Here is a 24,647-nt window from a genome sequence, read left to right on the forward strand (position 1 = left end):
GCTACTTCGAGCCGGCAGCCTTGCCGAAGCGGGCCTCGAAGCGGGCGACACGGCCACCGGTGTCGAGGATCTTCTGCTTGCCCGTGTAGAACGGGTGGCACTCGGAGCAGACCTCGGCACGGATGGTGCCCTCGGTCAGGGTGCTACGGGTGGTGAACGACGCGCCACAGGTGCAGCTGACCTGGGTCTCGACGTACTCGGGGTGAACATCGCGCTTCAAGGTGTCTCCTAGATTCGGGAGGGCGCCGGGTCGCAGGAGCCGAATTGCGCACTGCGTGAACCGGGGCCGACAGACCAGTCTGCCAGGACCGGGCTGCCTGTCAAAATTCTGAGGACGCCTCCCTCAACGGGGCGGGAGCGGCATCTATTCCGGCTTGTTGCAGGACGCCCCTGAGCAGGCCTTTTACGGCTGCTGGACGATCCCGCCGGCCGTTCCCTTGTCGCCCATCGAGTTGGCAGTGGCCTCGGCGGGGACCGGCTGGTCGGCCAGGAGGGCGCTCCAGACCATCTGGGACTCCTTGGTGAGCGGGGCGACGCGGTCGGTGTCGCGCGCGTCCACCGTCACAGGCAGCGTGATCATCTTCATGTTCTGGGCGTCGATGCCCTGGAGGCTCTGGGCGAAGCCCATGAGGGACTTCACGTCGCCGAGCGACTTGTCGGTGGTGAGCGCCTTGGTGCCGGTGTCGGCGAGGTCGAGCAGCCGCTTCGGGTTGTCGAAGATGCCGATGCCCCTGACCTGCTTGATCAGGGCCTTCATGAACGCCTGCTGGAGTTGTATTCGGCCCAGGTCGCTGCCGTCGCCGACGCTCTTGCGGGTCCGTACGAGGCCCAGGGCCTGCTCACCGTTCAGCTTGTTGGGGCCGGCCGGGAGGTCGAGGTGGCTCCCGTCGTCCTTGATGGGCTTGGTGGTGGTGAGCTGGACGCCGCCGAGGTTGTCGATGATCTTCTTGAAGCCCGTGAAGTCGACCTCGATGTAGTGGTCCATGCGGATCCCCGACATCTTCTCGACGGTCTTGACCGCGCAGGCGGCCCCGCCGATGGTGAACGACTCGTTGAACTGCGAGCGCGAGCTGCCGCGGTCGGTCTTGCCGTTGCCCAGCGTGCACGGCGGCCGGTTGACCATCGTGTCGCGCGGGATCGAGACGACGGTGGCCTGCTTGTGGCCCTCGTAGAGGTGGACGATCATCGCCGTGTCGGAGCGGGCCGAGCCGCCGTCGTCCCGGCCGTACTCGGAATTGGCGCCGCCGCGGGAGTCGGAGCCGAGGACGAGGATGTCCATCGAGCCGTTGTCCACGTTCTGCGGACGGTCCGTGCCGAGCGCCTGGTCGATGTCGACCGTCTTCAGGTTCCCGTTCAGGTGGAAGTAGAACCAGCCGAGACCCGCCCCGCCCAGGAGGACCACGCCGGCGGCGCTCCACGCGGCGATGACGAGGGCCTTGCGCCCCTTCGAGGGTTTCCGTCGGCGCCGGCCCGCGGCACGCCGGCCGCTGCCACTGCTGTCCTCGCTCATGCTCTCCTCAGTCCTGAATGCGTTCCCGGCCGGATGCCCGGCCCAGTGGCCTTCCCCGCACTGCCCTCTGACACAGACGGCCGAACGCCCCCCAGGGTTCCACGGCCGACGCGGGCCCCCTGCCACGTGCACCGCGGCGGCCGGGGCGGGAGGTGCGCGGCGTGGCACCGCGCCCACCTGCGGTTTCCCGGGGGGACGCACGCCGCGGCTGCGAGGTTCACGAAAACCGCGAGTGTGGCGAAGCTCGCACCTGCAAAAACGCGCAAAAACGCCCGAAAACACGCCGAAAACACGGAACCGCCCCCACCGCGTGTGCGGTGGGGGCGGCCTCGGTGATGCGGTGCGGCGACGGTCAGTCGTCGTTCTTGCCCGACGGGGTCGTCTTGGCGATCTGCATCAGGAACTCGGCGTTCGACTTCGTCTGCTTCATCTTGTCGAGCAGGAGCTCGATGGCCTGCTGCGAATCGAGCGCGTGCAGCACCCGGCGCAGCTTCCAGACGATGGCGAGCTCCTCGCTGTTGAGGAGGATCTCCTCCTTGCGGGTGCCCGACGGGTCGACGTCGACGGCCGGGAAGATGCGCTTGTCGGCGAGCTTGCGGTCGAGCTTGAGCTCCATGTTGCCGGTGCCCTTGAACTCCTCGAAGATCACCTCGTCCATGCGCGAGCCGGTGTCGACCAGCGCGGTGGCCAGGATGGTCAGCGAGCCGCCGTCCTCGATGTTGCGCGCGGCACCGAAGAAGCGCTTCGGCGGGTACAGCGCGGTCGAGTCGACACCACCGGACAGGATGCGGCCGGAGGCGGGAGCCGAGAGGTTGTACGCGCGGCCCAGACGGGTGATGGAGTCCAGCAGGACGACCACGTCGTGACCCAGCTCGACGAGGCGCTTGGCGCGCTCGATGGCCAGCTCGGCGACGGTGGTGTGGTCCTCGGCCGGGCGGTCGAAGGTCGAGGAGATGACCTCGCCCTTGACCGACCGCTGCATGTCGGTGACCTCTTCCGGACGCTCGTCGACCAGGACGACCATCAGGTGGCACTCGGGGTTGTTGACGGTGATCGCGTTGGCGATCGCCTGCATGATCATGGTCTTGCCGGTCTTCGGCGGGGCCACGATCAGGCCGCGCTGGCCCTTGCCGATCGGCGACACGAGGTCGATGATGCGGGTCGTCAGCACGCCCGGGTCGGTCTCCAGACGGAGCCGGTCCTGGGGGTACAGCGGGGTCAGCTTCTGGAACTCCGGTCGGCCGCGGCCGGATTCGGGCGCCATTCCGTTCACCGAGTCCAGACGCACGAGGGCGTTGAACTTCTCGCGGCGCTCGCCGTCCTTGGGCTGGCGCACGGCACCGGTGGTGTGGTCGCCCTTGCGCAGACCCGCCTTGCGGACCTGGGCGAGGGAGACGTACACGTCGTTGGGGCCGGGCAGGTAGCCCGAGGTCCGGATGAACGCGTAGTTGTCGAGGATGTCCAGGATGCCCGCGACGGGGATCAGGACGTCGTCGTCGGCGACCTGCGGCTCGCTCGGCGCGAACTCGTCGCGGCCACGACGGCCACGGCGGTCGCGGTAGCGGCCACGACGACCGCGACGACCGTCCTCGCCGTCGAAGTCGTCCTGCGGGCCGTTGTCCTGGGGGCCCTGACGGTCCTGACGGCCCTGCTGCTGACGGTCCTGACGGCCGCCCTGCTGCTGGCGGTCCTGACGGTCGCCCTGCTGCTGGCGGTCCTGCCGGTCGGCACGGCCGCCGCCCTGGCCACCCTGGCCGCCACCCTGACCCTGGCCGGCCTGGCCCTGGCCCGGGGCGCCCTGGCCCGGCTCGTCGGTCTTGGCACCGCGGTCGCGGCGGTCACGCTGGCGGTCGCCGCGCTCGGCACGGTCCCCGCGGTCGCGGCGGTCACGCCTGCCGCGGCCCTCGCCCTCCTGGGCGGGCGCGGAGACGGCGGTCGCGGCCTCGGCCTTGACCTCGGCCGGCGCGGTCGCGGTGGTGGTGGCGGTCTCGGTCTTCGCCTCGACCTGCACGGCGGCGGGGGCCGCGGTCTCCGGGCTGCCGGAGGGGGCCGTGGCCCGACGGCGGCGACGCTCGCCGGCCGGGGCGTCGTCGCTGGCCGGCTGGCCCGGGATCTCGATCTGCGCCTGCGCGGCAGGCTTCTCGGCGGGCGCCTCGGCGGCGGCCTCACCCGTACGGGCCTTGCTGGTGGCGCGGCGCTTCGGCTTGGCCTCGGCGGCGTCTGCGGCGGGAGCCGCGGCCTTGGGGGCACCACTGCCCGCCTGCGCCTCCTTGATGACCTCGATCAGCTGGCTCTTGCGCATCCGCGCGGTGCCCCTGATACCGAGGCCCGACGCGACCTGCTGCAGCTCGGCCAGGACCATGCCCTCGAGGCCGGTGCCGGAGCGGCGCCGCCGTCCGGCAGTGGTCGCCGCGGCGCCCGCGGCGGGGGCACTGGTGTCGACATTGGTGTCGGCAGCGCCCATCAGATCGGTGGTGTCGCTCACGAAGGGTCCTTCCCTGGAGCGGACGTCGGCCTGTCTGGCTCGGCGACCGGTTGTGCTGTCCGACAACGGACCATTACCTGATGGGTCATGGACCGCGGCCGGGGCGGTGGTCCGCCGATAGAGATACGGCGGAGAGAAACGTGCATGGGTGGTTCCGGCGAGAAGCCCCCGAGCTGGAAGCGTGGGAATGTCACGCCGATTCCGGAGCGTGCTCGAAACTGCTGGAAGTGATCAAAGCAGTCGGGGAGGCTCCCGGAAGAAAGGTGGTCCCGAATGGGGACACTGAGCACCGAGCCATGGCGGCTTCGGCTGCACACTTGAGAGTAACACTACCGGATCCAACAGATATTCCCCCTCTCAATCACCGGCAATCGCGCCTTCCGCGCGGGCGGCCTGCCCTGACCGCCCGCCCCTGGCGGGTATGCCCATACGGCCTAGCCGCCCTGGGTGCCCAGCGGAAGTACGCTCGCGCCCGCGGCGTCGAGGGCGAGCCGGTTCGCCGCCCATCCCTCGCCCGCGAGCTGCGCGACCTTGTCGGCCGCGCCGTTGTCGACCAGCGCGAGGACCGTGGGGCCCGCGCCGGAGATGACTGCGGGGATGCCGTCCGCCCGCAGCCGGTTGACGAGTGCCACGCTCTCGGGCATCGCCGGGGACCGGTACTCCTGGTGGAGCCGGTCTTCGGTGGCCGGCAGCAGCAACTCGGGACGCCTGGTCAGGGCTTCGACGAGCAGGGCTGCACGACCTGCGTTCACGGCCGCGTCCACGTGCGGGACGTTGCGCGGCAGCAGGCCGCGCGCGGTCTCCGTCAGGACCGGCTTGGAGGGGACGAAGACCACCGGAACGATGGAACCGGCGGGCTCCATACGGATCGCCTTGGCGCTGCCGCCGTCCATCCAGGCGAGGGTGAAGCCGCCGAGGAGACAGGCGGCGACGTTGTCGGGGTGACCCTCGATCTCGGTGGCGAGTTCGAGCAGGGCCGCGTCGTCGAGCTTGGCCTCTCCGCCTATGGTCACGGCTCGGGCGGCGACGATGCCGGCGCAGATGGCGGCCGAGGAGGACCCGAGGCCGCGGCCGTGCGGGATGCGGTTGGCGCAGACGACCTCGAGGCCGCGCGGCTGCCCGCCCAGCAGGTCGAAGGCGGTGCGCATGGAGCGTACGAGCAGGTGGCTCTCGTCCCGCGGGAGGTTGTCGGCGCCCTCGCCCGCGATGTCGATGTTCAGGCCGGAGTCGGCCACCCGGACGACTACGTCGTCGTAGAGCCCCAGGGCCAGGCCGAGGGCGTCGAAGCCCGGGCCGAGGTTGGCACTGCTGGCGGGGACGCGCACCCGTACGGCGGCGGCGCGGAACGCTGGACCGGCCATCGTCCGATGACACTCCTTGTGACTGTGCGAGACGAGATCTTCGCTGGCTCGCTGCGAATGTACTGGAGAACGTACGACACCCGAAGGCCCTCTGGGCAGCACCACGGTCATATGCGCGGTGGCGGATGTAAGTACAGCGTATCGAAGGAAGGTTCTCTCGCGACATAGGGCGCACAGGAGGCGCACGATGCGTGTCGATTCCTTCCGGTGGATTCCGGTGGATTCCGCTGAATGCCGTTGACTTTTGTGCCGTACGACCCGAGTTGCCGGGCTCCGGAGGCTTTCCGGAACCCGGCAACTCAGGGTGCTGCCACGGGGTCGGACCGGGTCAGACCAGGCCGAGGCGGACGGCCGCGGCCTCCGCGTCGACCGGGATGGTGACCGGCTGCGGGGCGCCGGCGACCGCCCAGTCGGGGTCCTTGAGTCCGTTTCCGGTGACGGTGCATACGATCCTCTGGCCGGGGTCGACCAGGCCCAGCTCGGCGGCCTTGAGCAGGCCGGCGACGGACGCGGCCGAGGCGGGCTCGACGAAGACGCCCTCCTGCGCAGCCAACAGGCGGTAGGCGGCCAGGATCTGGCGGTCCGTCACCTCGTCGATGAAGCCGCCCGACTCGTCGCGCGCGGCGAGCGCGTAGTCCCACGAGGCCGGGTTGCCGATGCGGATCGCGGTCGCGATGGTGTGCGGCTCCTTGACGACCTCGCCGCGCACGATGGGCGCGGAACCGGAGGCCTGGAAACCCCACACGCGGGGCGTACGGGAGGCCAGGCCGTCGGCCTTGTACTCCTTGAAGCCCTTCCAGTACGCGGTGATGTTGCCGGCGTTGCCGACGGGCAGTACGTGGATGTCGGGGGCATCGCCGAGCGCGTCGACGATCTCGAACGCGGCGGTCTTCTGGCCCTCGATGCGCACCGGGTTGACGGAATTGACCAGCGCGACCGGGTAGTTGTCGGACAGCGCGCGGGCCAGGTCCAGGCAGTCGTCGAAGTTGCCGTCCACCTGGAGGATCTTGGCGCCGTGCACGAGGGCCTGGCCCATCTTGCCGAGCGCGATCTTGCCGCGGGGCACGAGGACGGCGCAGACCATCCCGGCGCGCACCGCGTACGCGGCGGCGGAGGCCGAGGTGTTGCCCGTGGAGGCGCAGATGACGGCCTTGGCGCCGTCCTCCTTGGCCTTGGTGATGGCCATGGTCATGCCGCGGTCCTTGAAGGACCCGGTGGGGTTCGCGCCCTCGACCTTCAGGTGCACCTCGCAGCCGGTGCGCTCGGAGAGCACCTGTGCGGGGACGAGGGGAGTGCCGCCCTCGCGGAGCGTGACCACGGGAGTGGCGTCCGTCACCGGCAGGCGGTCCCGGTACTCCTCGATGATGCCGCGCCACTGGTGGGTGCGATTGCTGCTCATGGGTCCTTACTCCCCTTCAACACGCATGATGCTGGCGACACCGCGCACGGTGTCCAGCTTCCGCAGCGCCTCGACGGTCCCGGAGAGGGCGGCGTCGGGTGCGCGGTGGGTGACGACGACGAGGGAGGCCTCGTTGCCGACCCCGTCCGGACGTCCTTGCTGTCGTACGGTATCGATGGACACACCGTGCTCCGCGAACGTCGTCGCCACCTGGGCGAGGACGCCCGGCTTGTCGGCCACATCGAGGCTGATGTGGTACCGCGTGACGACGTCGCCCATGGGGCTGACCGGCAGCTGGGTGTACGCCGACTCGCCGGGCCCCTTTGCCTCGGCGAGCTTGTTGCGGCAGACGGCGACGAGATCACCCAGGACCGCCGAGGCGGTCGGAGAACCGCCGGCGCCGGGCCCGTAGAACATGAGCCGCCCGGCGGCCTCCGCCTCGACGAAGACGGCGTTGTACGCCTCGCGCACGGACGCCAGCGGGTGGCTGAGCGGGATCATCGCCGGGTGCACTCGAGCGGTGACGGACTGCCCGTCCGCGGCGCGCTCCAGGATCGCGAGGAGCTTGATGGTGCAGCCCATGCGCTTGGCGGAGGCGAAGTCCGCGGCGCTGACCTCGGTCATGCCCTCGCGGTACACGTCGTCGAGGCGGACCCGGGTGTGGAAGGCGATGCCGGCCAGGATCGCGGCCTTGGCGGCGGCGTCGTAGCCCTCGACGTCGGCGGTCGGGTCGGCCTCGGCGTACCCGAGGGCCGTGGCCTCGTCGAGCGCCTCCTGGTACCCGGCGCCGGTGGAGTCCATCTTGTCGAGGATGAAGTTCGTCGTGCCGTTGACGATGCCCATCACCCGGTTGATCTTGTCGCCGGCGAGGGACTCGCGCATCGGGCGGACCAGCGGGATGGCGCCGGCGACGGCGGCCTCGTAGTACAGGTCCAGCCCGTGCTGCTCGGCCGCAGCGTGCAGCGCGGCGCCGTCCTGGGCGAGCAGCGCCTTGTTCGCCGAGACGACGGAGATGCCGTGCTCGAAGGCCGTGGTGATGAGGGTGCGGGCGGGCTCGATGCCGCCGATGACCTCGATGGCGACGTCGATGTCGCCGCGTTTGAGGAGGGCGGTCGCATCGGTGGTGACCAGCGCCGGGTCGATGCCCTCGCGCACCTTGGAGGGACGGCGCACGGCCACGCCGGCGAGCTCGACGGGCGCGCCGATCCTGGCCGTCAGATCGTCGGCGTGCGTCGTCATGATGCGCGCCACCTCTGAGCCGACCACTCCACAGCCCAGCAGCGCCACCTTCAGCGGACGCGTACGCATCATTCGACCTACGCCTTTCGATCTTCCATCACCACCCGGCGCGCGGGTTGCGCGCCAGGTCTCATCCAGTCTCACTCAATGGACAGCACTTTCCATCCTCGGTCCATTGAGTGAGACACCTATCGGCACCTATTTTGGGGGTCTGGGGGCTTCTCCCAGAAATATGCGGTTCATCCGAGGTCGAGACGCAGGAGATCTTCCTCCGTCTCGCGCCGGACGATCACTCGGGCCTCCCCGTCGCGCACGGCCACGACGGGCGGCCGCAGCGCGTGGTTGTAGTTGCTGGCCATGGAGCGGCAGTACGCCCCGGTGGCGGGTACGGCGAGGAGGTCCCCGGGGGCCAGGTCGGCCGGCAGGAAGGCGTCCTTCACCACGATGTCACCGCTCTCGCAGTGCTTGCCGACGACGCGGACGAGCATCGGCTCGGCGTCCGAGACACGGGAGACGAGGGTGACCGCGTACTCGGCGTCGTAGAGGGCGGTGCGGATGTTGTCGGACATGCCGCCGTCGACGGAGACGTACGTACGCAGCCCCTCGAGCGGCTTGATCGTGCCGACCTCGTACAGCGTGAACGCGGTGGGCCCGACGATGGCCCGGCCGGGCTCGACGGAGATGCGGGGCGCGCGCAGCCCGGCGGACTCGCATTCGCGGGCGACGATCTCGTGCAGGGCCTTGGCGATCTCGTGGGGCTCGCGCGGGTCGTCGGAGGACGTGTACGCGATGCCGAGGCCGCCGCCGAGGTCGATCTCGGGCAGCTCGACGCCGTGCTCGTCGCGCACGGCGGCCAGCAGCCGGACCACCCGCTTGGCCGAGACCTCGAAGCCGGCCATGTCGAAGATCTGCGAGCCGATGTGGGAGTGGACGCCGAGCAGCTCGAGGCTGTCGTGCCCGAGCACGCGCCGGACGGCCTCCGCCGCGCAGCCGTCGGCGACGGCGATGCCGAACTTCTGGTCCTCGTGCGCGGTCGCGATGAACTCGTGCGTGTGCGCCTCGACGCCGACGGTCACGCGGATCTGGACGGGCTGGCGTACGCCGAGCTCACGGGCGATGTGCGCGACTCGAGCGATCTCCTGGAAGGAGTCGAGCACGATGCGACCGACCCCGGCCTCGACGGCCCGGGTGATCTCCCGGGCGGACTTGTTGTTGCCGTGGAAGGCGATCCGCTCGGCGGGCATCCCGGCGGCCAGCGCGGTGGCCAGCTCCCCGCCGGAACACACGTCGAGGTTCAGGCCCTCTTCCTGAAGCCACTTCACGACGGCCTTGGAGAGGAACGCCTTCCCTGCGTAGAAGACGTCGGCGTCCGGCCCGAAGGCGTGCGCCCAGGCCCGGCACCGGGCCCGGAAGTCCTCCTCGTCGAGGAAGTAGGCCGGCGTCCCGAACTCCTGGGCGAGGGTGGTGACGGGGATGCCGCCCACCGTCACGACACCGTCGGGGTTCCGTCGTACGGTCCGGGCCCAGACCTTCTCGTCGAGCGCGTTGAGGTCGGCGGGCGGCGGGGCGTAGTGCCCCTCGGGCAGGACGTCGGCGTGGCGGGGCCCGGCGGGGTGCGCGGAACGGCTCATCGGTATCTCTCTTCGCAGATCACAGGCAGTCAGGTGCGTCTATGCCGAGCAGGGCCAGGCCACCGGCCAGCACCGTCCCGGCAGCTTCGGCAAGAGCCAGCCGGGCACGGTGGGCGGCCGAGGGTTTCTCGTCCCCCTTGGGCAGGACGCAGTGCTGGAAATCGAGCAGCTCGTCGGCCAGCTCCACGAGGTGCCGGGTGAGCCGCTCGGGCGCGCGGTGGTGCGCGGCGGCCTCCAGGACGAGGTCGTGGTCGGCGAGGAGGCGCAGCAGGGCGGGCACGTCGACGTCGCCCGGTTCCGGGTGGAAGCCCAGCTGACCGGCGTTCCGTACGAGGGCCCGGCTGCGCGCGTGGGCGTACCGCACGCGGAAGAACTCGCTGGCCTCGCCCTGAACGAGCAAAGCGTCGGAGACGGCCGGGGTCTCCCGGGCGGGCACGGCGAGCATCGCCCAGTGGGCGGCGTCGCGGCCGTAACGGGCGACGACGTCGCCGTCCCGCTTGGCAAGGGGCGCGACGGGCAGGTCCTCTGGCAGGTCCTCTGGCAGGTCGTACCCGGTGCCGCGCTGGGCGCACACGAGCCGCACGACACTGCGCCGCACGACGCCCTCGCGCAGCCCGGTCCCGCTCTCGTCGGCGGGGGCGGGGGCGGCGAACATGGCCCCGCCCCGTACGTCCCGGATCACGATGTCGCGGACGATGGCGTCCCGGACGGCGGAGGGGGCGGAGGGGGGCGGCAGCACGAAGTTGAGGAACCCGGCTCCGGTGACCTCGACATGCTCGATGCCGGGCTCCGCGCCGAGCCGGCGGGCCAGTACGTCCGCCACGCCCCGGGGCGGGCATCCGGCGGTCTTGGCGACCTGAAAGGCCACGGGGGTGGCGTAGTCCCCCACCCCACCGGGCCGGGTCCGCTCGACGACGACCCGCTCGGGCACACCCGCCTCGGCGGGCAGCTCCCCCTCCTCGACGGCGCAGCGCACGGCGCGTACGACGGTACGGGAGAGGTCGGCGGGGGTCACGGGACCAGCCTAGGCGAGAAGCCCACCCATCCCGCGAACGGTTTCGCCATGTGAACAGCCGACGGCCGCTACCCTCTCCCCCGCCCCGCGGGGGCTCCCTTCCGCTCCCGCCGGTCCTTGCGTTCGATGAGCCGGCGTACGACCCGCACGAGCTCGGCGGGCTCGAAGGGCTTGGCGAGGAACGCATCCACCCCGGCCTCGATCCCGGCCTCCACCTCGTGCTGCGTGCAGGCGCTCACGATGGCGACGGGCACGTGCCGCGTCCGCGGATCGGCGCGCAGCTGCGCGGCCGTCCCGAACCCGTCCAGCCGGGGCATGACCACATCAAGGGTGATCACATCGGGGCACACGTGGTGCACGACGTCCAGACACTCGGCACCATCGTTCGCGGTCACTACCTCGAAGCCCTCCAGCTCGAGATTGACCTTGATCAGCTGCCGGATGACCTTGTTGTCGTCGACAACAAGCACCCGGCCCGAGGCGCCTGACACAACTCGAGAGTAGGTCCGCCTAAGCCCCCGCGTCCGGGTTTTTGCCACTTCCACCCCCTCCGAGCGACCCGCCTCCTCCTCCCCCGGAACTCGTTTCTGATCACCCGGTGGAAGCTGGTAGTGTTCAACCCGTCGCCGCAACGCGAACGACGCGCCCCCGTAGCTCAGGGGATAGAGCAACGGCCTCCGGAGCCGTGTGCGCAGGTTCGAATCCTGCCGGGGGCACTTCGCAGGAAGTGCCCAAAGACCCCGCCATCAGCGCCTTAGCTGAGACGGGGTCTTCGCGTATGTGCAGCCAACTGCCGCCGTACGCAGCCCCATGTCAGGGCCTGTGGACTATTCGTGGACAGGATCTTGGCGAAGCGGCCCAGGTCAGAGGGCGGACAGGTCAAGCCACCGGTCGAAGCGATCCACGCCGTCAAAGCGGTCAACGATCAGTCTGGCCAGGGCGTTCGACTCCATGATCGACGGGGCGTCAATCGCGAGGAACTCCGTGCGCCCAGGACCGATGTGAAATCCACAGCCCGCTTCACGGAGGAGAGGAGCCAACCACTCAGCCCGCTGTTGATCGAGGGCGGCGTACACGGCCGGGTTGTCCGACCATCGATGCTCCGTGACATGTCCTCGACAGCTGGCCACCGGAACGCCACCTATGTAGGACAGGGCGTGAGACAGGGCAGCGACCCCAACTTCCAGGTCTCCCAGGTCCCCGTAGAAGTCGTCTGGCTCCTCGGCCGAGAGACTCGGAATCCGCTCGAGCAACTGCCTACGGATCGACGCGTCCCCGACTCCGTCCACCAATCCCGTGTCGCAGGCGTGGGCGATCTCCTCGAACATGGCCCCGGACCGCGCTAGATCGTCGATCACTGCGATCTGTGCGGCTTCGACGGAGACCATGGTTTGAGCTTCCTCGGCAGCCACCCCCAAGATCATCCAAACGCCGCGGAAGTATCCGATGCCTTCCTCCTCCGGGATGTCCTCCTCTGCAGGCATCCAGAACTCAGCATCCTCGGGAATCTGGGCGGATACCGGGTACTCAGTGCGCGGAATCATGATCCTCCGTGAGATGGGTGCCGAGACTCATGCGTCATGCTGTCGCGCTGCCCGGGGATCAACAAGAAGGCCTGTGGAACGACAAGGGCCCGGGTCGTGTAAACGACCTGGGCCCACAATCAATGCTGCGCTACCTACTCGTACTCGCGCAGCAGATCTTCGATCCGACGGTTGGCCACCTCCTGCCGGCCGTCGAGGCACTTCGCGTACCGGCTGAGCAACACCTCCACGCTGTTGCCCGCGCGCTCAGCGACCTCGGTCGGGTCGACTCCGGCGTTGAGCCACGTGGAGAGCGCCGAGTGCCGAAGGTCGTAGGGCCGGCTCGCCAGCGGTGAGGCGGCGGCGGCCGGCGGCAAGGCCAGGAGCCGAGCCTCCTGCCACGCCCGGTAGTAGGTGGAGGAGGACACCACTCCCCCGGCCTCACTGAAGAACAGCCTGCCGTCCTCGGCCGTCCCGAAGGTGTCGAGGTGCTCTTTGAGGATGACGACGAGCTGCGGAGGGATCGGCACCCGGCGCACGTCCTCCGTGGGCCTGTTCTTCAGCCCGCGGTCGTCGTGACTCTCCCCCGAATCGGTCCACTGCTTGCCCACGCTCGGCCGGGTCCGGTGGAGCAGAGCCGTACCCCACCCGGAGCCCGGCAGCGTCAGATCCGACTCAGCCAGCCCCACGACCTCGGCTGGCCGAAAGCCCCCGAAGTACATCCCGGCGAAGAACCCCACCAAGCGGCGGCCCCGGGCTCGGCGGTAGCCCCCGACGTAGGAGACCGCGTGCAGGAGAGACCGGGCTTGCTCGGGGTTGGCCACGACCCGGGGATCGACCTCGTTCGACACCTTTGGCTTCTGCCAGCGAACCGCGGCGAGAGGGTTCTCTCTGAATTCGCCGAGATCCACGGCGTAGTGGAGGGCGTTGACGAGAGTGCGGCGCTTTCGCCGAACCGTCTCGGCTGCCGCCGAAGTCCCATCCAGTTTGATCTTCAGCGAATCGAGGACCGATCGGCCCAGGGCCGGATCAGTCAGATCGGACAACGGCCGGGAAGCGTTGGAAACCCAGTGCAGGACGTTTCCGATCTCCGAAGGTAGTTCCCTGTCATCCGGGCTGGGCAGAACAAAAGCCCAGTTCCGAAGGGCTTTCCTCAGTTCGGCGTCTGCCGGCCGACCCGCCCTATCGTCCAGCAACGCCAGCGTCACCGAGGTCAGGGATTCATTGATCCCGTCCCTCGTGTTCGGCGCGGCATGGGGCCACTTCATCGCGAGGTACTTGAGCGCGAAGGCGTACCAGCTCAGCGTCGCCTGTTCCACCATCGACCCGGGCAGACCCAATCCCGTGTCGAACTCCTCGCCGTCACGGGCCGACCGCATCAGCTTGGATCGGTAGTTGTCGGCGAGCCCCTTCGTCCTGAACGAGTCGGAAAAGACCTGCCCAGCCACAGACCAGCGGACGTCGTAGGAAGGGCGCTTCGTATCCCGCTTCCGGACACTCCAGATCTTGACGTCGAGCGACTTCACGCGGCGGCCCCTTCCTGGCTCCGCAGCCACGCGAGAAAGTCACTCCGCCAGACCCTCAGCTCACCATTCGGCAGGGTGAATGCCTTCGGAGCCTTGCCCAGCTCACGCCACCGGTAGAAGGTTCGCCGCGAGATCCCCTTCAGCTCGGAAAGCACCTCCGCGGTGGTCATCAGCTCGTCCTTCACGCAACATCTCCTTCCAAGTCGAGTAGCGCTTCCCGTGCTGTTTCGCGGTTGAGCTGAATGTCGCGACGGATGTTGGCCGCGAGCCAGGATTCGCCGGGAGTGGAACCATGGCCGGCGTAGGACCAGTGCGTGACGACGAGGAGGGTTGCCTCCGGGTGCTCATCAGGGTCGGGCAGTCCGAGCGAGGCGCGCTGTTGTGCGGCGCGATAGTCGGCGCGGACCTGACGTAAGGCGCCGAGGGTGGTCGAGTAGCGGCGGGACTTGGTGGAGAAGTGCCCGCGGAAGCCGAGCATGTGAGCCCAGGCCCGCAGACGCCGGTCCGGGTAGGCCGCGTCGAGATTCATGCAGGCCTGCATGAGCCGCCTGGGGTGCTCGGGCACGCCGAGGAGGACGAGCGCCTCCTTGTTGCCCACGGGGTGATCCACGGTGCCGGTCGTCTCGGCGGCTTTGGTGGCGTACTTGGCGACGTACGAGGCGACCGCCTGCTCCGTCAGGTCATCCCCGTTCCCGAAGGCGCCGATGGGCTGCACGTCGATCTGCTCTCCCCACAGCAGCACCCAGTCGTTCTCGAAGCCGTGCTCAGGGCTGGCTGGCACGACGACGCGGACGCGGGCGGCGGCAGCCCGGATGGCGTCGGTGAGCAGGCCGAGGGTGGCCCACATGGGCGGCGGGCTGTCGGGCCCGTCCGGTCCGTCGAAGCGGATCACGGCGTGGAAGTGCACGGCCCCCCGCTTCTGGTACTCCGCGACCTTGCCGAAGGAGACGCGGGATTGCTCCCGGGCGGCCTTCTGAGTGAGGCCAGCGCGGGCGGCGATCTCTCTGCGGAGATAGATCGTGAAGTAGCGCCACAGCTCGGAAGCGTGGTTGTTCCACAGCACGGCGCCCGCGTAGTCGTACGTGTCCGGGTCGAGCGGGGTGCCCAGTTCCTCGGCGCCCTCGGGGTGCCGGAGGCCGCAGCGACAGGAGCGGGTACCCGGGCGGTTGTGCACCGGCCCGAAGGACGGGGCGGTCAGGGTGGCGAAGACACGGGGGTGATCGCGGATCGTCTCGGGAGTGCCCTTGGCGGGATCACCGACGAGACCAGCGCGGATCAGGTGGTAGGTGTCACCGGCGTACGTCCAGGCGCAGGCGGGGCACCGGGAAGCCCGGCGGTTGCCGCAGGCGACGCGCAGCACGCCGCCGGGCTCGGTGTCGGTGTTGTAGGAGTGGAGCACGGTCCGGGTGGCCGGGTCGAGGAGCTTGGTGCCGCCGCTGAGCCGGATGGGTGCGGCGCATCCTCCGGTGCGGCGGATCTGTTCGTGGAGGCGGTCGAAGCCGGGGTCCCCGGCCGCCCGGAGCAGGTCGCTCAGGGTGGCCGGGTCCAGGCCCGCCGCAGTGGCGGTGTCGTTCACGCAAGTACCTCCTGCCGGGCGGTCAGGAAGGCGGTGCCGATCCACTGGGTGTAGGCGGGCGGGATGGCCTCGGTCAGTTCCGTGTGGACGTCGGTCCAGGTGATGCCCATCGCGTGCTGCATTTCCGGGATGGTGGCCTTGCCGCCGCCCTTGCCGTAGGCGGCCACGTAGGGGCCTTCGCGGCGGACGCCGTGGCGGTGGCCTCGGACGTAGCCCCGGTGACGGGGGTGGGACGGCTTGGCGGTAGCCCAGCCGCCGAGTTCGAAATTGCGATGCCGTAGGACCCCAAGGCCGAACATCTCGCCGCACAGCGTGAGGTCTTTGCGGATGGCGGCACGACCGTTGGGCTGCTCGATGACGTAAGGCAGGCCGGAGGCGTCGAGGAGTTCCCGGGTCGGTGCCACGAGGTCGGTGTGCATGCGGCCCCACCCCTGGGACTGATTGGTGCCCACGGTCAGGCCGCAGCCGGCTTGGCAAGGAGGGGAGGCATGCGCGAGGGCGTACTGCTCGATCGCGCCCGTGGCGATCAGATGGGCGAGGTATTCGAGGGCGTCGCCCTGGTGGTAGGCGAAGGGGTAGCGAGGACGTTCGGCGATGTCGCAGCCGTCAACCGCGAAGCCCGCCCGGTGATAGCCCATAGCGGCTCCGCCAGCACACGAGAAGAGGTCCAGGACGCGGGGCGCGCTGCTCATGCTGCGCCTCCCCCGGCGTGTGCGGCGCCGTGGTTGGCGTTCCAACCGGCGACCAGGACACCGACCTGTCCGTCTCCCTTGGCGGAGGCGGAGGCGCCGCAGTGGCAGACGGCAGAAGCAGTGGCGGGCTCGGACGGGCAGGGCTTGCTGATGTGCAGACCGGGCGTGTTGGCCGTGGGGGCGAGGCCAGTCATAACGATCACCTCCCGATCCGGACGAGCACGGCGGGGACGAGGCGACCGAGGCCCCGGCAGGCCGTGCAATGGACGCGGACGGTGGTCCGGGTGCCGTCGTCGGTCCGGGTGCCGGTGGTGATCACGGCGGTGGCGAAGCCGTCGCACTCGCGGCAGACAGGCTTGATCTGGGCGTGCTGGGGCATGATGAGGCTTCCCTTTCGGGTCCGTTGGATCTGGAGAGGGTTCAGGCGCCCGGGGCGGCGGAAGTTTGGCGACCGAGGCCGCCCCGGGGCCGCTTAGCGTGTGTTGCGCCTCCCGTGGCCCTTGGCCGCGTACATCGAGGAGTCGGCAGCAGAGAGCGCGTCGGTGAGGGTTGGCACCGGCAGGTCTTCGCGGTGGCAGTGGCCGCCCGAGATAGAGACCGGCAGGGTGCAGCGGTTGTGCGTGACCGGGCGGTCCAGTACGGCCTGGAGAGCGCGCAGTCCGGGCGTGCTATCGAGGTCCGTGACGATGGCGGCGAATTCGTCTCCGCCGAGTCGGGCGGCGATCCCATGGCGTCCGCACCAGATAGACAGGCGGTGGGCGGTCGCGGTGAGTAATGCGTCGCCGGTGGCGTGGCCGTGGGTGTCGTTGATGTCCTTGAAGTCGTCCAGGTCAACCAGGATCACGAGGGCGCCGGGGTGCTTGGCCATCATGTGCTCGGCGCGGGCGGTCCATCCGTCGCGGGTGTGCAGACCAGTCAGGGGGTCTCGGCGGGCGGTGGCCAGGCGGCGCCAGAGCATTCCGCCGTGCAGAGCCCAGCCCAGGGCCGGTAAGCCAGCGGCGATGACGTGCGTGTCCATGCAGGTCACCGCCCCTTCTGGAGGTCCTTGACGAGCAGGCGCAGAACTACCGCGATCACGGCGACGGAGACGCCGGTGATGGCGACCGCCAAGAGCATAGAGACAAGGACAGCCCCGACGACCAGGACGACGGCACCACCGCCGGCGGCAAGGGCGACCACGCTGCCGGGGGTGAGCTGGACCGTGGTGCGGGCCGGGGTGGTCGGTGCCGTAGTCGAGTCGTGGTGGTCGCGGGTCATCGGCGAGGACTCACGGTTGGGCTCGACGCCGGAGAGAGCCGCGGGCTGTGCGAGCGGAGTGACGATGCCGGTCGGGAGCGGGTTGACCGGGATGCGCGGTCGAAGCATGGCGGGTTCTCCCTACTTGGTGATCGGGGCGAGGAGCGGGGCGAGAAAGCTGTCGGCGAGCAGGAATCCGCCGAGGAGGATCACGGCCACGAGCCACAGCGGCGGGCGGATGAGCTTGTAGCCGAGGGCGCCGACGACGATCAGGGCGAGCCAGAGCGGTACGTCCATGACGCGGGTCTCCTTTGCGATCAGCGCGGGTTGCAGCGGTGGGTCTGGGCGGCGAGTTCGGCGGCGGCGCGACTGCGGTAGTCGGCCGAGAAGTCGCAGCCGGGGGCGGTGCACACGGCGGTGTGCAGGGTGCGGCCACGGCCATCGCTGTAGCTGCCGACCCTCACAGGGCCGAAGCGGATGACCTTGTAGAAGCGGTTCGGGCGCACGGGTCTGTCTCCCTTCATGTCAGGCGAGTTGGCCTGCGATGGCGTCCGCCAGGGCGGGCGGGACACCGAGGCGGGATCGGAGAGTCGCCGTGTCAATCGGGGCCCCGGTCTGTGCCTGGTGGGCGTCCGCGATCTTCTGGGCGTGATCGAGCAGGGCGGGCGGGACAGGCACAGCAGGCGGGGCCGGAGCGGACTCCAGGGGTGCGGACTGCGGAGCGGGATCGGCTGGCGGCAGCTCGGGAGCCGGTTCCGGCGTGCGCTCCACGATCACGTGCGGGGCGGGCTCGACGCGGGGCTGCTCCGTGCGCTCCGGCTCCTGCACCGGGGCGGGTGCGTGGGCCAGGAGCGTGCCGCCCAGGAAGGCGAGCGCGGGCCATCCGGCGACGAGGATGCGCAGCCAGGCCGGGACGTTTTGCAGGTCGAGCAGTCCCGCGGTGGCGACGTTGGCGCCGAGCGACGCGATGAGGGCGATGGCGAACCAGAGCCATGGGTCACGGTTGCCCGCGTCCGTGCGCATCCGGCGCCAGGCGGCGACCAACAGCAGGTCCACGCTCACCGGGTAGGCCCACGCCTTCCATCCGTCCTGCCCGGCCGCAGCAGCGAGATCGTGCAGGTGGGCGAAGGACAGTGCGCCGGCGATGACGGCCTGGATGAGCACAGCGTCAAGGCGCAGAGTCCGGAACACAGGCCACCTCCTTTCCGGGGAGACCGGTCACGCGGTGCCGGTGCCGAAGCAGTCCGGGCACAGGCCGGTCTGGATGGCGCCGATCTCGCGGCGCTTGCGTCCGACACGGACGGTCGTCGTGGTCTCCCCGGTGCCGTCGCAGGTGTCGCACGGCGGCGCCACGGGGACGGGATCGGGCGAACGGCGACGCCAGGCGGGCGGCTTCTTCGTGGTGGTCATGGCGGTTCCCTTTCGGTTCAGGCATGGGCGGGGTAGGGACCCGGCGCGAGACGGTGCGCCGACCGTGGAGAAGCGAGCCGCTAGTTCGTCGCCGGGGTCGTCTTCGCGAGCGGCATGGGCCCGGCGGAACCGGTGGGGTAGGCGGAGACCACCGGCCGGTACGGGGCGAGGGCCGGGAGGTCCGGGGTCCGGTGCGCGAACTGGGCGCAGATCGCGGCGGCCTCGTCCGCACTCATCTCGGGAGTGCGGATCCGGGACCAGCCCCCGGAAGAGTCACCGGCCACCGCGACGCCGGGCCGGTCGGGCGGGATTGCCGTGACGGCCATGACCGCGTCGGGGGCGATGTCTCCCAAGCCCATGTCGGCGGTCTGTTTGTCGTTGACGCGGTGGACGACGCGGCCGGTGAGCTGGGCGCGGAGCGTGGTGGCGCCCTTGCCGAGGTCGGAGCCGAACCGCTGGCCGCAGATCTCCAGGTAGATGCTGGCTGCGCGTGCCATCTGCCCGAGGCGGATCATCTGCATGACCATCCGGTCCCGGCGGTCTTCGTCCTTCTTGCTGGCCACGAGGAACAGCTCCGCGACCTCGTCCACGAGCACCACGATCGGCACCGGACGAATGCCCTCGGGCAGCGCCCACAGGTCGGCGGCGCCGTGGTTGCTCAGCAGATCGAAACGGTCTTCCATCTCGTCCACCAGCGCATCCAGCAGCCCCGACGCCTTCTCGGGTGTCATGGCCAGCGCCGACAGCCGGCGCGCGTATCCCCGCTGCTCGACACCGCGCTTGCAGTCGATCCCGACGAGGGCGACCCGCAGGCGGGCGAGCCCCGCGATCAGGTTGCGCTGGTACATGGACTTGCCCGACTGGTTGGCGCCGAGCGTGAGCGCGTGAGGAACCTTCAGGTAGTCCCGGACGAACGCGGTGCCGTCCTCCCGGAGCGCGACGGGAACGGTCATGGGCCCGGAGGGGAGTTTCCGTGGCATCTTCACCCGGCGCAGTACGTCGTAGCCGGTCATCCGGAGCTCGACGAACCCCGGCTTGGTCTCGAAGACGTTGACGGAGTGGACGCCCCAGGCGTGGCGCAGTCGTTCGGAGGCCGCGACCACGTCGGCGGGCTCCAGTCCGGCCGGCAGGCGGAGGGTGACCCGCATGCCGGTCGAGGAACCCCGGACGCGGCGGATCTTCGGCGGTACGGGCTGCACGTCACTGCGGCGGGCGACGTTGCGTACCAGGAACGCCCGCAGACGGGACGGCTGCACCGTGAGCCCGCACACGTCCATCGTGGCGCGGTACGTCACTGCGAACCGCACGCGTGCCACGGGCAGACCGGCCACTGCCCAGTACACGCGTGGCGCGCGAACCTTCGCGTATCCGAGACCACCGCCCGCACCGGCCAGGGGAAGGCCGACCTCCCATAAGGTCGTCAGGTCGGCCACGGTCAGACCCCGACCGTGAGGGCGACGGCGCGGAACGAGATACCGTGCCGGGTCTGGCCGTTGAACGTGTTCTCCCAGTCCCGAGCCTTCAGGCCGATCACCGACACCGGCATGCCCGGCGCCAGCCCCTCAGGGAGACCGGTCTCCGGGACGGTCACCTGGTAGAGGTTGCCCTCCCCCTCGTCCGAGATCAGCAGACCCACCGTGCACAGCGCGGCACCGGTATCCCGGTCCATGGCGCGCTCACCGGTCTGCTTGCTCACGAGCTTCGGGGCGGGAGCCGTGGCGACGAACACCACGGCGGTCGACGTGTCCACCTTGAACGACGGCATGGTTTCTCCTTCAGAGATGCCAGCAGGAAGCTAGATGACCAACTTGGCTATCCCGGTTGGCCACATCTCGAAGGTAGGAGACATGGCTAGCCATGTCAACAACATGACTGGCATGACTGTCCTGCCTGAGGGGTGTCGCCTACCATCGACCCCATGACCTTTGTCCCCGAGCCCCTCGACCCAGACGACGACCGAGCCCCCTACGAGCAGGTCGCTAGCAGCCTCAGCGCGGCCATCCGCACTCGGAAGATGAGTCCAGGCGAGAAGCTCCCGTCCCACGCGAAGCTGACGGAGTACTACGGGTTCGCTCGGGCGACGATCCAGCGCGCGCTGCGCGACCTCGAGGACGAGGGCCTGGTGGTCTCTCGCAAGGGCAGCGGGGTCTACGTACGCAACCGGACCGAACGGCCGGCGGGCCTACGCCCGTACGTCGAGCAGGCGTTCTCCAAGGACCGCGTGACGATCGACTTTGCCGGGTTCTCCAGCGAGACCCTGCACGGGGCGCTTCAGGAGCCGCTCGACAAGATCCGGGTTGGCCGGCTCACGCCGTCGAGCATCACCATGCGGATACTCGTCCCGGACATGTCGGTGCCCCAGGCGGCGCCGGTGCGGAAGGAAGACGGCGCGGACGACAAGCGGCTCCGCGACCGCATGCACGACATCATGCTCAGCTACACCCGGAGCATCCGTGACGCCATCGCCGAGCTGGAGCACCTTGACCTCGTCGCCGAGACGCAGATCAGCGTCCGCGTCCACAGCGGTACGCAGTTCTTCAAGCTCTACGTGATTAACAACGAAGACGCGTTCTTCGGGTACTACCCGATCCGCCCCAACAAGGTCGTCGCCCAGGGCGAGACGATTGAGATCTACGACCTCGTGGGCAAGGACGCCACGCTCTTCCACCACTCGATCAACGACGGCGAGTCTTCCAGCGGAGCGCAGCAGGTCCAGCAGGCCCTCATGTGGTTCGACAGCGTTTGGGAGACCATCGGAAGGGACTTCGACCTTGACGCACGATGACCGGCTCCTGGGAGTCTTGGGGAGCGCGCGCGTTGTCTTCTTCGACTTCGACGGGCCCGTGTGCGACGTGTTCGCCGGTTTGCCTGCTCCCAAGGTCGCCGCGCAGCTCAGCGCCCTGCTCTCTTCCCAGGACGAAGCCGCGGGCGCCAAGGCCGCCGAGACTGACGATCCGATCGAGGTCCTGCGCATTGCCCACGAAGCCGACGCTGCCATCGGCCAGGACGTAGAGCGTGCGCTCACAGCGGCAGAGGTCGAAGCAGTCGAGGTGGCCGGCCCGCCGACTCCTGGGGCGGCCGAAGCCCTTCAGGCCGCGCGGTCGTCCGGACGAGTCGTGATGGTGGTGAGCAACAACTCCGCCGACTGCGTCCAGCGCTTCGTTGAGGCGCATGGTCTGGGGGAATACGTCACGGGGATCGTCGGTCGACCCTCCGGGCAGCCCCACCTGATGAAGCCCAACCCGTTCCCTCTCATCACGGCAGCAGCACAGGCGCACATGGACGTCACGCACTGCACCCTGATCGGTGACTCGCTCACGGACATCCAAGCCGCTCATGCGGCCGGTACGACGGTCATTGGCTACGCCAACAAGCCGCACAAGGCGGCCCTGTTCGCTGAAGCGGAGGCCGACGCGATTACCGATGACATGAAGGCCATCGCGGACGCACTCACCACGGCGTAGCCGGAGGAGCAGCGCGGAGCTGTTACAGGTTTCTCTACCTCATCAAGCACCCGGCTGCGCTCCGCTCCGCCGGGCGGGCTTCCCGGCTCCGCTCCGCGCGACGCTCCTGCCTTCGGCCCGCTCCGCGCGCGCTGCGCCGACGCCCGCCCCTGCGAGTGGGATAGGCCCAAGGGCATGAGTCGAACCCCACGGGCCGGCGATTCGTCGCTCACCGACATGCCTCCGGCGGGGGCGCTCCGACTCCGGGATGGCGGGGGCGCCGCGGGCGGGTGCAGACCGTGGGTGGCCAGGGGCGGGGAACTCCCATCCCGTCTGCCATCGACCCAGGCAAGCCGAGCAGACACGGGCTCTGGCGTCCAGGTCGTTCGTACAGTGGCGCGCTCCACCTGGACGCCAGAGCCCGCGCCCGCTCCACATTCGTGTGGGTCGACGGCAGACGGGATGGGAGTTGGGGGGGTAACTGTTCGTCGGCCGTCACAAGGAGCCGATTAGCGGGCAGCCAAGATGATCAACCGGAACTCACAAGACCCCTGAGCATCTCTCGAGTCTCCCTGTCGGTGGAGAAGATGACGGTCCCCTGCATTCCTCTGGTAAGAAGGACCTTGTAGGTATTGCGGATAAGGTGGGCGAATTCGTCCTGGGCGGCACGAGCCACAACGGTATCCTTACTGGATTTCTTGTCTGCGACCCAGGCCCCGCTGCGCCACACGAGGTCTGGCCCGATGATTACACCGCCCCAGTCGTACTCGAACCCCTGGGCTGTGTAGATGCAGCCCACCTGCGAAAACCCCGCCTCATCTGTGGCCCACATATTCTTCGACGGATATCCGCCAACGGAACGATCCCCCTGCACATTCCAGGGACGCCGCCAATCCCATTCCGGTAGGGATACATCATCGACGAGCCCATTGAAGCGCTTTTCGTCGTCGACTACGGGCTCACTCCAGGGCCAGCAGAAACCAGCAGTCATGCGAGCGTTGAGCCCTTCTCCCTGACGAGATCGAAGTGTTGATTCAAACTCTTGAGGCGTTTCCGCAACGAGAACTTTGAACAGGCCGTCACCTTCCCAGCGAACAGGCCCCCCCGAGGTGAGACCCAGCAATCGCAATACCCATTCCTCGTAGGCACGACTGCCTCCACAGCGGAACTGGCCATCTAGGTCTACATGCCGAACGGTGAGGCCCTTCGCCTTGGCCGCTGCGTCGATCTCTCTAACTGCGCCCATCTCGCCCGGACGCACAACCTGATGCTCGTCCAGGAGGAAAACGGGTACTCGAGCGGCGTCAAGCAGCTCCTCGATCTGGCGACGGTCGCTACGCTTGTCTTTTCGAGTGAAGCGATGATTCGAAGATTCTCGAATTCGATGGGCCTCATCACAAAGAAGAACATCGAGGCCATTCCTTTCGACGTGTGTGAAGTTGTTGAAATATTTGAACAACTTCTGCACGCGCAGCGTGCCCCGGCCAGCGACTTTCTGCAGGGTGGTCGTAAAGGACTTCGACCCTGTAGCGTGGAGCGCTGTAAAATTGTTCCGGTATAGCTCCCCAAGCAGCTCCAGAGCGATGACACTCTTGCCAGAACCGGGTCCACCCGTGACAACGATGACTTCCTTGAAGTCGGACTGCTTTGCTTTCTGAACCGCCCGCATCACTAGTGAATAGGCAACCTGCTGTTCATTAAGCAGATTAAATTGACTGCGATCTGCGATTTCTTCCGCAGCTACAGCCATTAGTTTCTTACTTGGGGCGATCGCCTCAGGGTGCAGCGAATCGGCCGCGCTTGCCCCTGATGCCGGAGCTAGACGCTCCCCGAGATACTTCTGAAATTTTCCCTTGCTGGATCCGGTAAATAGCTGCCCCTGCTCGTCTGACGCCAAGTCGAATAGCTGATCCACACCGAAATCCGTGGCATTATGCAGATAGGCGACACCACTGATGCGATGTTCGCGACCGTGGAGTGATTTGGTGAAATCAGCAATGTGGTCGCAGTATCGACGGACCTGCGCGACCGGATGCAGGAGCGCCCTGTTGCCCATGCCATTGACCGTCACCAGATCTTCAGAATCGGGCACCGGACTGACTTCGGTCCACTGCTTGAGCTCCACTACAACATAGGCTGGCTCACCCGTAGTTGGGTTGGCGCCGGCAAGTAGAGCGTCCACGCGATAGCTGGACAGCGGAACTGGGTACTCGATGAGGACTTCGACGTCCCCTAGCCCGGCATCAAGAAGGGTGCTGGCGAGAGCCGGAAGGCTGCTGCCCCAAGACCGCCTCTCGCTTTCACCAGCGTCGTAGCCGTAGGCGAAGCGAAACTGCGCCCCCAGGTCCTCTACGAGTTTGTTGGCAGCAGCCTCTTGAACAAGAGTGCGAGCGGACATGCGCAGCAACGACACGAGCCATCCCCCAGGCAGCACGAAGAAACCGTGCGGGTGGGGGCATGTCTGCGTGCGCGTGCAGAAGCCCGGCGGGCCGCAACAACGTTGATCACTCTAACGGTTGCTGCTGACAGTTCGCAGGACTCTTCCGGATGCCCTCGAGGGGCCGCTGCAGGGTCTCTGGACACGCCGCGAACCCAGGCGAC

27 protein-coding genes and 1 tRNA gene are annotated in these 24,647 nt (G+C 68.7%); 3 read left to right on the forward strand and 25 right to left on the reverse strand.

From position 1 onward, the window contains the following. Nucleotide 1: 1 nt before the first annotated feature. The 9 genes from rpmE to OHT74_RS12720 form a co-directional block, all read right to left on the reverse strand. Nucleotides 2-220, reverse strand: coding sequence for a 50S ribosomal protein L31 (gene rpmE / locus OHT74_RS12680; RefSeq protein WP_030153765.1), 219 nt, complete (start codon nucleotides 218-220; stop codon nucleotides 2-4). Between the two features lie 183 nt (nucleotides 221-403). Beyond that, complete coding sequence (locus tag OHT74_RS12685) at nucleotides 404-1,510, reverse strand: LCP family protein (RefSeq protein WP_266663700.1); 1,107 nt, start codon at nucleotides 1,508-1,510, stop codon at nucleotides 404-406. Nucleotides 1,511-1,862: 352 nt separating this feature from the next. Beyond that, nucleotides 1,863-3,995, reverse strand: a complete 2,133-nt coding sequence (gene rho, locus OHT74_RS12690) for a transcription termination factor Rho (protein WP_328620279.1) — start codon at nucleotides 3,993-3,995, stop codon at nucleotides 1,863-1,865. A gap of 434 nt (nucleotides 3,996-4,429) precedes the next feature. Continuing rightward, on the reverse strand, nucleotides 4,430-5,356 hold the full coding sequence (gene thrB, locus OHT74_RS12695; protein ID WP_266663702.1) for a homoserine kinase: 927 nt from the start codon (nucleotides 5,354-5,356) through the stop codon (nucleotides 4,430-4,432). A 328-nt stretch (nucleotides 5,357-5,684) separates the two neighbouring features. Further along, complete coding sequence (gene thrC, locus OHT74_RS12700; protein ID WP_266663703.1) at nucleotides 5,685-6,755, reverse strand: threonine synthase; 1,071 nt, start codon at nucleotides 6,753-6,755, stop codon at nucleotides 5,685-5,687. A 6-nt stretch (nucleotides 6,756-6,761) separates the two neighbouring features. Further along, nucleotides 6,762-8,066, reverse strand: a complete 1,305-nt coding sequence (locus OHT74_RS12705) for a homoserine dehydrogenase (RefSeq protein WP_266663704.1) — start codon at nucleotides 8,064-8,066, stop codon at nucleotides 6,762-6,764. A gap of 167 nt (nucleotides 8,067-8,233) precedes the next feature. Further along, nucleotides 8,234-9,625, reverse strand: coding sequence for a diaminopimelate decarboxylase (gene lysA, locus OHT74_RS12710; protein WP_328620280.1), 1,392 nt, complete (start codon nucleotides 9,623-9,625; stop codon nucleotides 8,234-8,236). 19 nt (nucleotides 9,626-9,644) lie between these two features. Next, nucleotides 9,645-10,640 (reverse strand): ArgS-related anticodon-binding protein NrtL, encoded by a 996-nt coding sequence (gene nrtL / locus OHT74_RS12715; protein ID WP_328620281.1) that lies wholly within the window; start codon nucleotides 10,638-10,640, stop codon nucleotides 9,645-9,647. A gap of 68 nt (nucleotides 10,641-10,708) precedes the next feature. Next, nucleotides 10,709-11,185, reverse strand: a complete 477-nt coding sequence (locus OHT74_RS12720) for a response regulator (protein WP_443047370.1) — start codon at nucleotides 11,183-11,185, stop codon at nucleotides 10,709-10,711. 99 nt (nucleotides 11,186-11,284) lie between these two features. On the opposite strand from OHT74_RS12720, the gene OHT74_RS12725 reads away from it, so the two are divergent. Beyond that, a tRNA-Arg gene (locus OHT74_RS12725) sits at nucleotides 11,285-11,356 on the forward strand. Between the two features lie 147 nt (nucleotides 11,357-11,503). Here OHT74_RS12725 and OHT74_RS12730 read toward each other — a convergent pair. The 15 genes from OHT74_RS12730 to OHT74_RS12800 form a co-directional block, all read right to left on the reverse strand. Continuing rightward, on the reverse strand, nucleotides 11,504-12,184 hold the full coding sequence (locus OHT74_RS12730) for a hypothetical protein (RefSeq protein ID WP_328620282.1): 681 nt from the start codon (nucleotides 12,182-12,184) through the stop codon (nucleotides 11,504-11,506). Between the two features lie 134 nt (nucleotides 12,185-12,318). Then, entirely contained in the window at nucleotides 12,319-13,689 is a 1,371-nt protein-coding gene (locus tag OHT74_RS12735) for a tyrosine-type recombinase/integrase (RefSeq protein WP_328620283.1), read from the reverse strand. After that, nucleotides 13,686-13,859, reverse strand: coding sequence for a helix-turn-helix transcriptional regulator (locus tag OHT74_RS12740; RefSeq protein ID WP_328623307.1), 174 nt, complete (start codon nucleotides 13,857-13,859; stop codon nucleotides 13,686-13,688). Before OHT74_RS12740 ends, OHT74_RS12735 begins: the two co-directional genes overlap by 4 nt. 11 nt (nucleotides 13,860-13,870) lie before the next feature. Beyond that, nucleotides 13,871-15,265, reverse strand: a complete 1,395-nt coding sequence (gene repSA / locus OHT74_RS12745; RefSeq protein WP_328620284.1) for a replication initiator protein RepSA — start codon at nucleotides 15,263-15,265, stop codon at nucleotides 13,871-13,873. Beyond that, nucleotides 15,262-15,957, reverse strand: coding sequence for a DNA methylase (locus tag OHT74_RS12750; protein WP_328620285.1), 696 nt, complete (start codon nucleotides 15,955-15,957; stop codon nucleotides 15,262-15,264). The genes repSA and OHT74_RS12750 overlap by 4 nt, the downstream gene beginning before the upstream one ends. Next, a complete protein-coding gene (locus OHT74_RS12755) occupies nucleotides 15,954-16,151 on the reverse strand; it encodes a hypothetical protein (protein ID WP_328620286.1) in 198 nt (65 codons plus the stop codon). The genes OHT74_RS12750 and OHT74_RS12755 overlap by 4 nt, the downstream gene beginning before the upstream one ends. A 5-nt stretch (nucleotides 16,152-16,156) precedes the next feature. Continuing rightward, nucleotides 16,157-16,336, reverse strand: coding sequence for a hypothetical protein (locus tag OHT74_RS12760; RefSeq protein ID WP_328620287.1), 180 nt, complete (start codon nucleotides 16,334-16,336; stop codon nucleotides 16,157-16,159). Between the two features lie 93 nt (nucleotides 16,337-16,429). Further along, nucleotides 16,430-16,975 (reverse strand): GGDEF domain-containing protein, encoded by a 546-nt coding sequence (locus OHT74_RS12765; RefSeq protein WP_328620288.1) that lies wholly within the window; start codon nucleotides 16,973-16,975, stop codon nucleotides 16,430-16,432. Nucleotides 16,976-16,980: 5 nt separating this feature from the next. Further along, nucleotides 16,981-17,322: a SpdD-like protein gene (locus OHT74_RS12770; RefSeq protein ID WP_328620289.1), complete on the reverse strand. Its 342-nt coding sequence runs from the start codon at nucleotides 17,320-17,322 to the stop codon at nucleotides 16,981-16,983. 12 nt (nucleotides 17,323-17,334) lie between these two features. After that, nucleotides 17,335-17,490, reverse strand: coding sequence for a hypothetical protein (locus OHT74_RS12775; protein WP_266628432.1), 156 nt, complete (start codon nucleotides 17,488-17,490; stop codon nucleotides 17,335-17,337). A 20-nt stretch (nucleotides 17,491-17,510) separates the two neighbouring features. Then, on the reverse strand, nucleotides 17,511-17,699 hold the full coding sequence (locus tag OHT74_RS12780) for a mobile element transfer protein (protein ID WP_266628430.1): 189 nt from the start codon (nucleotides 17,697-17,699) through the stop codon (nucleotides 17,511-17,513). Nucleotides 17,700-17,718: 19 nt separating this feature from the next. Continuing rightward, nucleotides 17,719-18,384: a DUF2637 domain-containing protein gene (locus OHT74_RS12785; RefSeq protein WP_328620290.1), complete on the reverse strand. Its 666-nt coding sequence runs from the start codon at nucleotides 18,382-18,384 to the stop codon at nucleotides 17,719-17,721. Nucleotides 18,385-18,411: 27 nt separating this feature from the next. Continuing rightward, a complete protein-coding gene (locus tag OHT74_RS12790) occupies nucleotides 18,412-18,603 on the reverse strand; it encodes a hypothetical protein (RefSeq protein ID WP_328620291.1) in 192 nt (63 codons plus the stop codon). A gap of 80 nt (nucleotides 18,604-18,683) precedes the next feature. Then, nucleotides 18,684-20,036, reverse strand: coding sequence for an FtsK/SpoIIIE domain-containing protein (locus OHT74_RS12795; RefSeq protein ID WP_328620292.1), 1,353 nt, complete (start codon nucleotides 20,034-20,036; stop codon nucleotides 18,684-18,686). Between the two features lie 2 nt (nucleotides 20,037-20,038). Beyond that, nucleotides 20,039-20,368, reverse strand: a complete 330-nt coding sequence (locus tag OHT74_RS12800; protein WP_328620293.1) for an SCO3933 family regulatory protein — start codon at nucleotides 20,366-20,368, stop codon at nucleotides 20,039-20,041. Nucleotides 20,369-20,521: 153 nt separating this feature from the next. On the opposite strand from OHT74_RS12800, the gene OHT74_RS12805 reads away from it, so the two are divergent. Beyond that, nucleotides 20,522-21,388, forward strand: a complete 867-nt coding sequence (locus OHT74_RS12805) for a winged helix-turn-helix domain-containing protein (RefSeq protein ID WP_328620294.1) — start codon at nucleotides 20,522-20,524, stop codon at nucleotides 21,386-21,388. After that, the gene (locus OHT74_RS12810) at nucleotides 21,375-22,067 is read left to right on the forward strand and encodes an HAD family hydrolase (RefSeq protein WP_328620295.1); all 693 of its coding nucleotides are present in this window, start codon (nucleotides 21,375-21,377) and stop codon (nucleotides 22,065-22,067) included. Before OHT74_RS12805 ends, OHT74_RS12810 begins: the two co-directional genes overlap by 14 nt. Before the next feature lie 508 nt (nucleotides 22,068-22,575). Here OHT74_RS12810 and OHT74_RS12815 read toward each other — a convergent pair. Then, entirely contained in the window at nucleotides 22,576-24,459 is a 1,884-nt protein-coding gene (locus tag OHT74_RS12815) for a DUF2075 domain-containing protein (RefSeq protein ID WP_328620296.1), read from the reverse strand. Nucleotides 24,460-24,647 lie beyond the last annotated feature (188 nt).

The sequence above is a fragment of the Streptomyces sp. NBC_00354 genome (genome assembly GCF_036106915.1).
GTDB lineage: Bacteria > Actinomycetota > Actinomycetes > Streptomycetales > Streptomycetaceae > Streptomyces.

What these genes read in the sequence shown, in the direction of transcription:
- thrB (WP_266663702.1), bottom strand. Translation starts at nt 5,356, where the DNA reads ATGGCCGGTCCAGCGTTCCGCGCCGCCGCCGTACGGGTGCGCGTCCCC.
- OHT74_RS12775 (WP_266628432.1), bottom strand. Translation starts at nt 17,490, where the DNA reads ATGGACGTACCGCTCTGGCTCGCCCTGATCGTCGTCGGCGCCCTCGGC.
- OHT74_RS12685 (WP_266663700.1), bottom strand. Translation starts at nt 1,510, where the DNA reads ATGAGCGAGGACAGCAGTGGCAGCGGCCGGCGTGCCGCGGGCCGGCGC.
- OHT74_RS12730 (WP_328620282.1), bottom strand. Translation starts at nt 12,184, where the DNA reads ATGATTCCGCGCACTGAGTACCCGGTATCCGCCCAGATTCCCGAGGAT.
- OHT74_RS12750 (WP_328620285.1), bottom strand. Translation starts at nt 15,957, where the DNA reads ATGAGCAGCGCGCCCCGCGTCCTGGACCTCTTCTCGTGTGCTGGCGGA.
- lysA (WP_328620280.1), bottom strand. Translation starts at nt 9,625, where the DNA reads ATGAGCCGTTCCGCGCACCCCGCCGGGCCCCGCCACGCCGACGTCCTG.
- OHT74_RS12760 (WP_328620287.1), bottom strand. Translation starts at nt 16,336, where the DNA reads ATGCCCCAGCACGCCCAGATCAAGCCTGTCTGCCGCGAGTGCGACGGC.
- OHT74_RS12740 (WP_328623307.1), bottom strand. Translation starts at nt 13,859, where the DNA reads ATGACCACCGCGGAGGTGCTTTCCGAGCTGAAGGGGATCTCGCGGCGA.
- thrC (WP_266663703.1), bottom strand. Translation starts at nt 6,755, where the DNA reads ATGAGCAGCAATCGCACCCACCAGTGGCGCGGCATCATCGAGGAGTAC.
- OHT74_RS12790 (WP_328620291.1), bottom strand. Translation starts at nt 18,603, where the DNA reads ATGACCACCACGAAGAAGCCGCCCGCCTGGCGTCGCCGTTCGCCCGAT.
- OHT74_RS12705 (WP_266663704.1), bottom strand. Translation starts at nt 8,066, where the DNA reads ATGATGCGTACGCGTCCGCTGAAGGTGGCGCTGCTGGGCTGTGGAGTG.
- OHT74_RS12770 (WP_328620289.1), bottom strand. Translation starts at nt 17,322, where the DNA reads ATGCTTCGACCGCGCATCCCGGTCAACCCGCTCCCGACCGGCATCGTC.
- OHT74_RS12765 (WP_328620288.1), bottom strand. Translation starts at nt 16,975, where the DNA reads ATGGACACGCACGTCATCGCCGCTGGCTTACCGGCCCTGGGCTGGGCT.
- OHT74_RS12805 (WP_328620294.1), top strand. Translation starts at nt 20,522, where the DNA reads ATGACCTTTGTCCCCGAGCCCCTCGACCCAGACGACGACCGAGCCCCC.
- OHT74_RS12755 (WP_328620286.1), bottom strand. Translation starts at nt 16,151, where the DNA reads ATGACTGGCCTCGCCCCCACGGCCAACACGCCCGGTCTGCACATCAGC.
- OHT74_RS12800 (WP_328620293.1), bottom strand. Translation starts at nt 20,368, where the DNA reads ATGCCGTCGTTCAAGGTGGACACGTCGACCGCCGTGGTGTTCGTCGCC.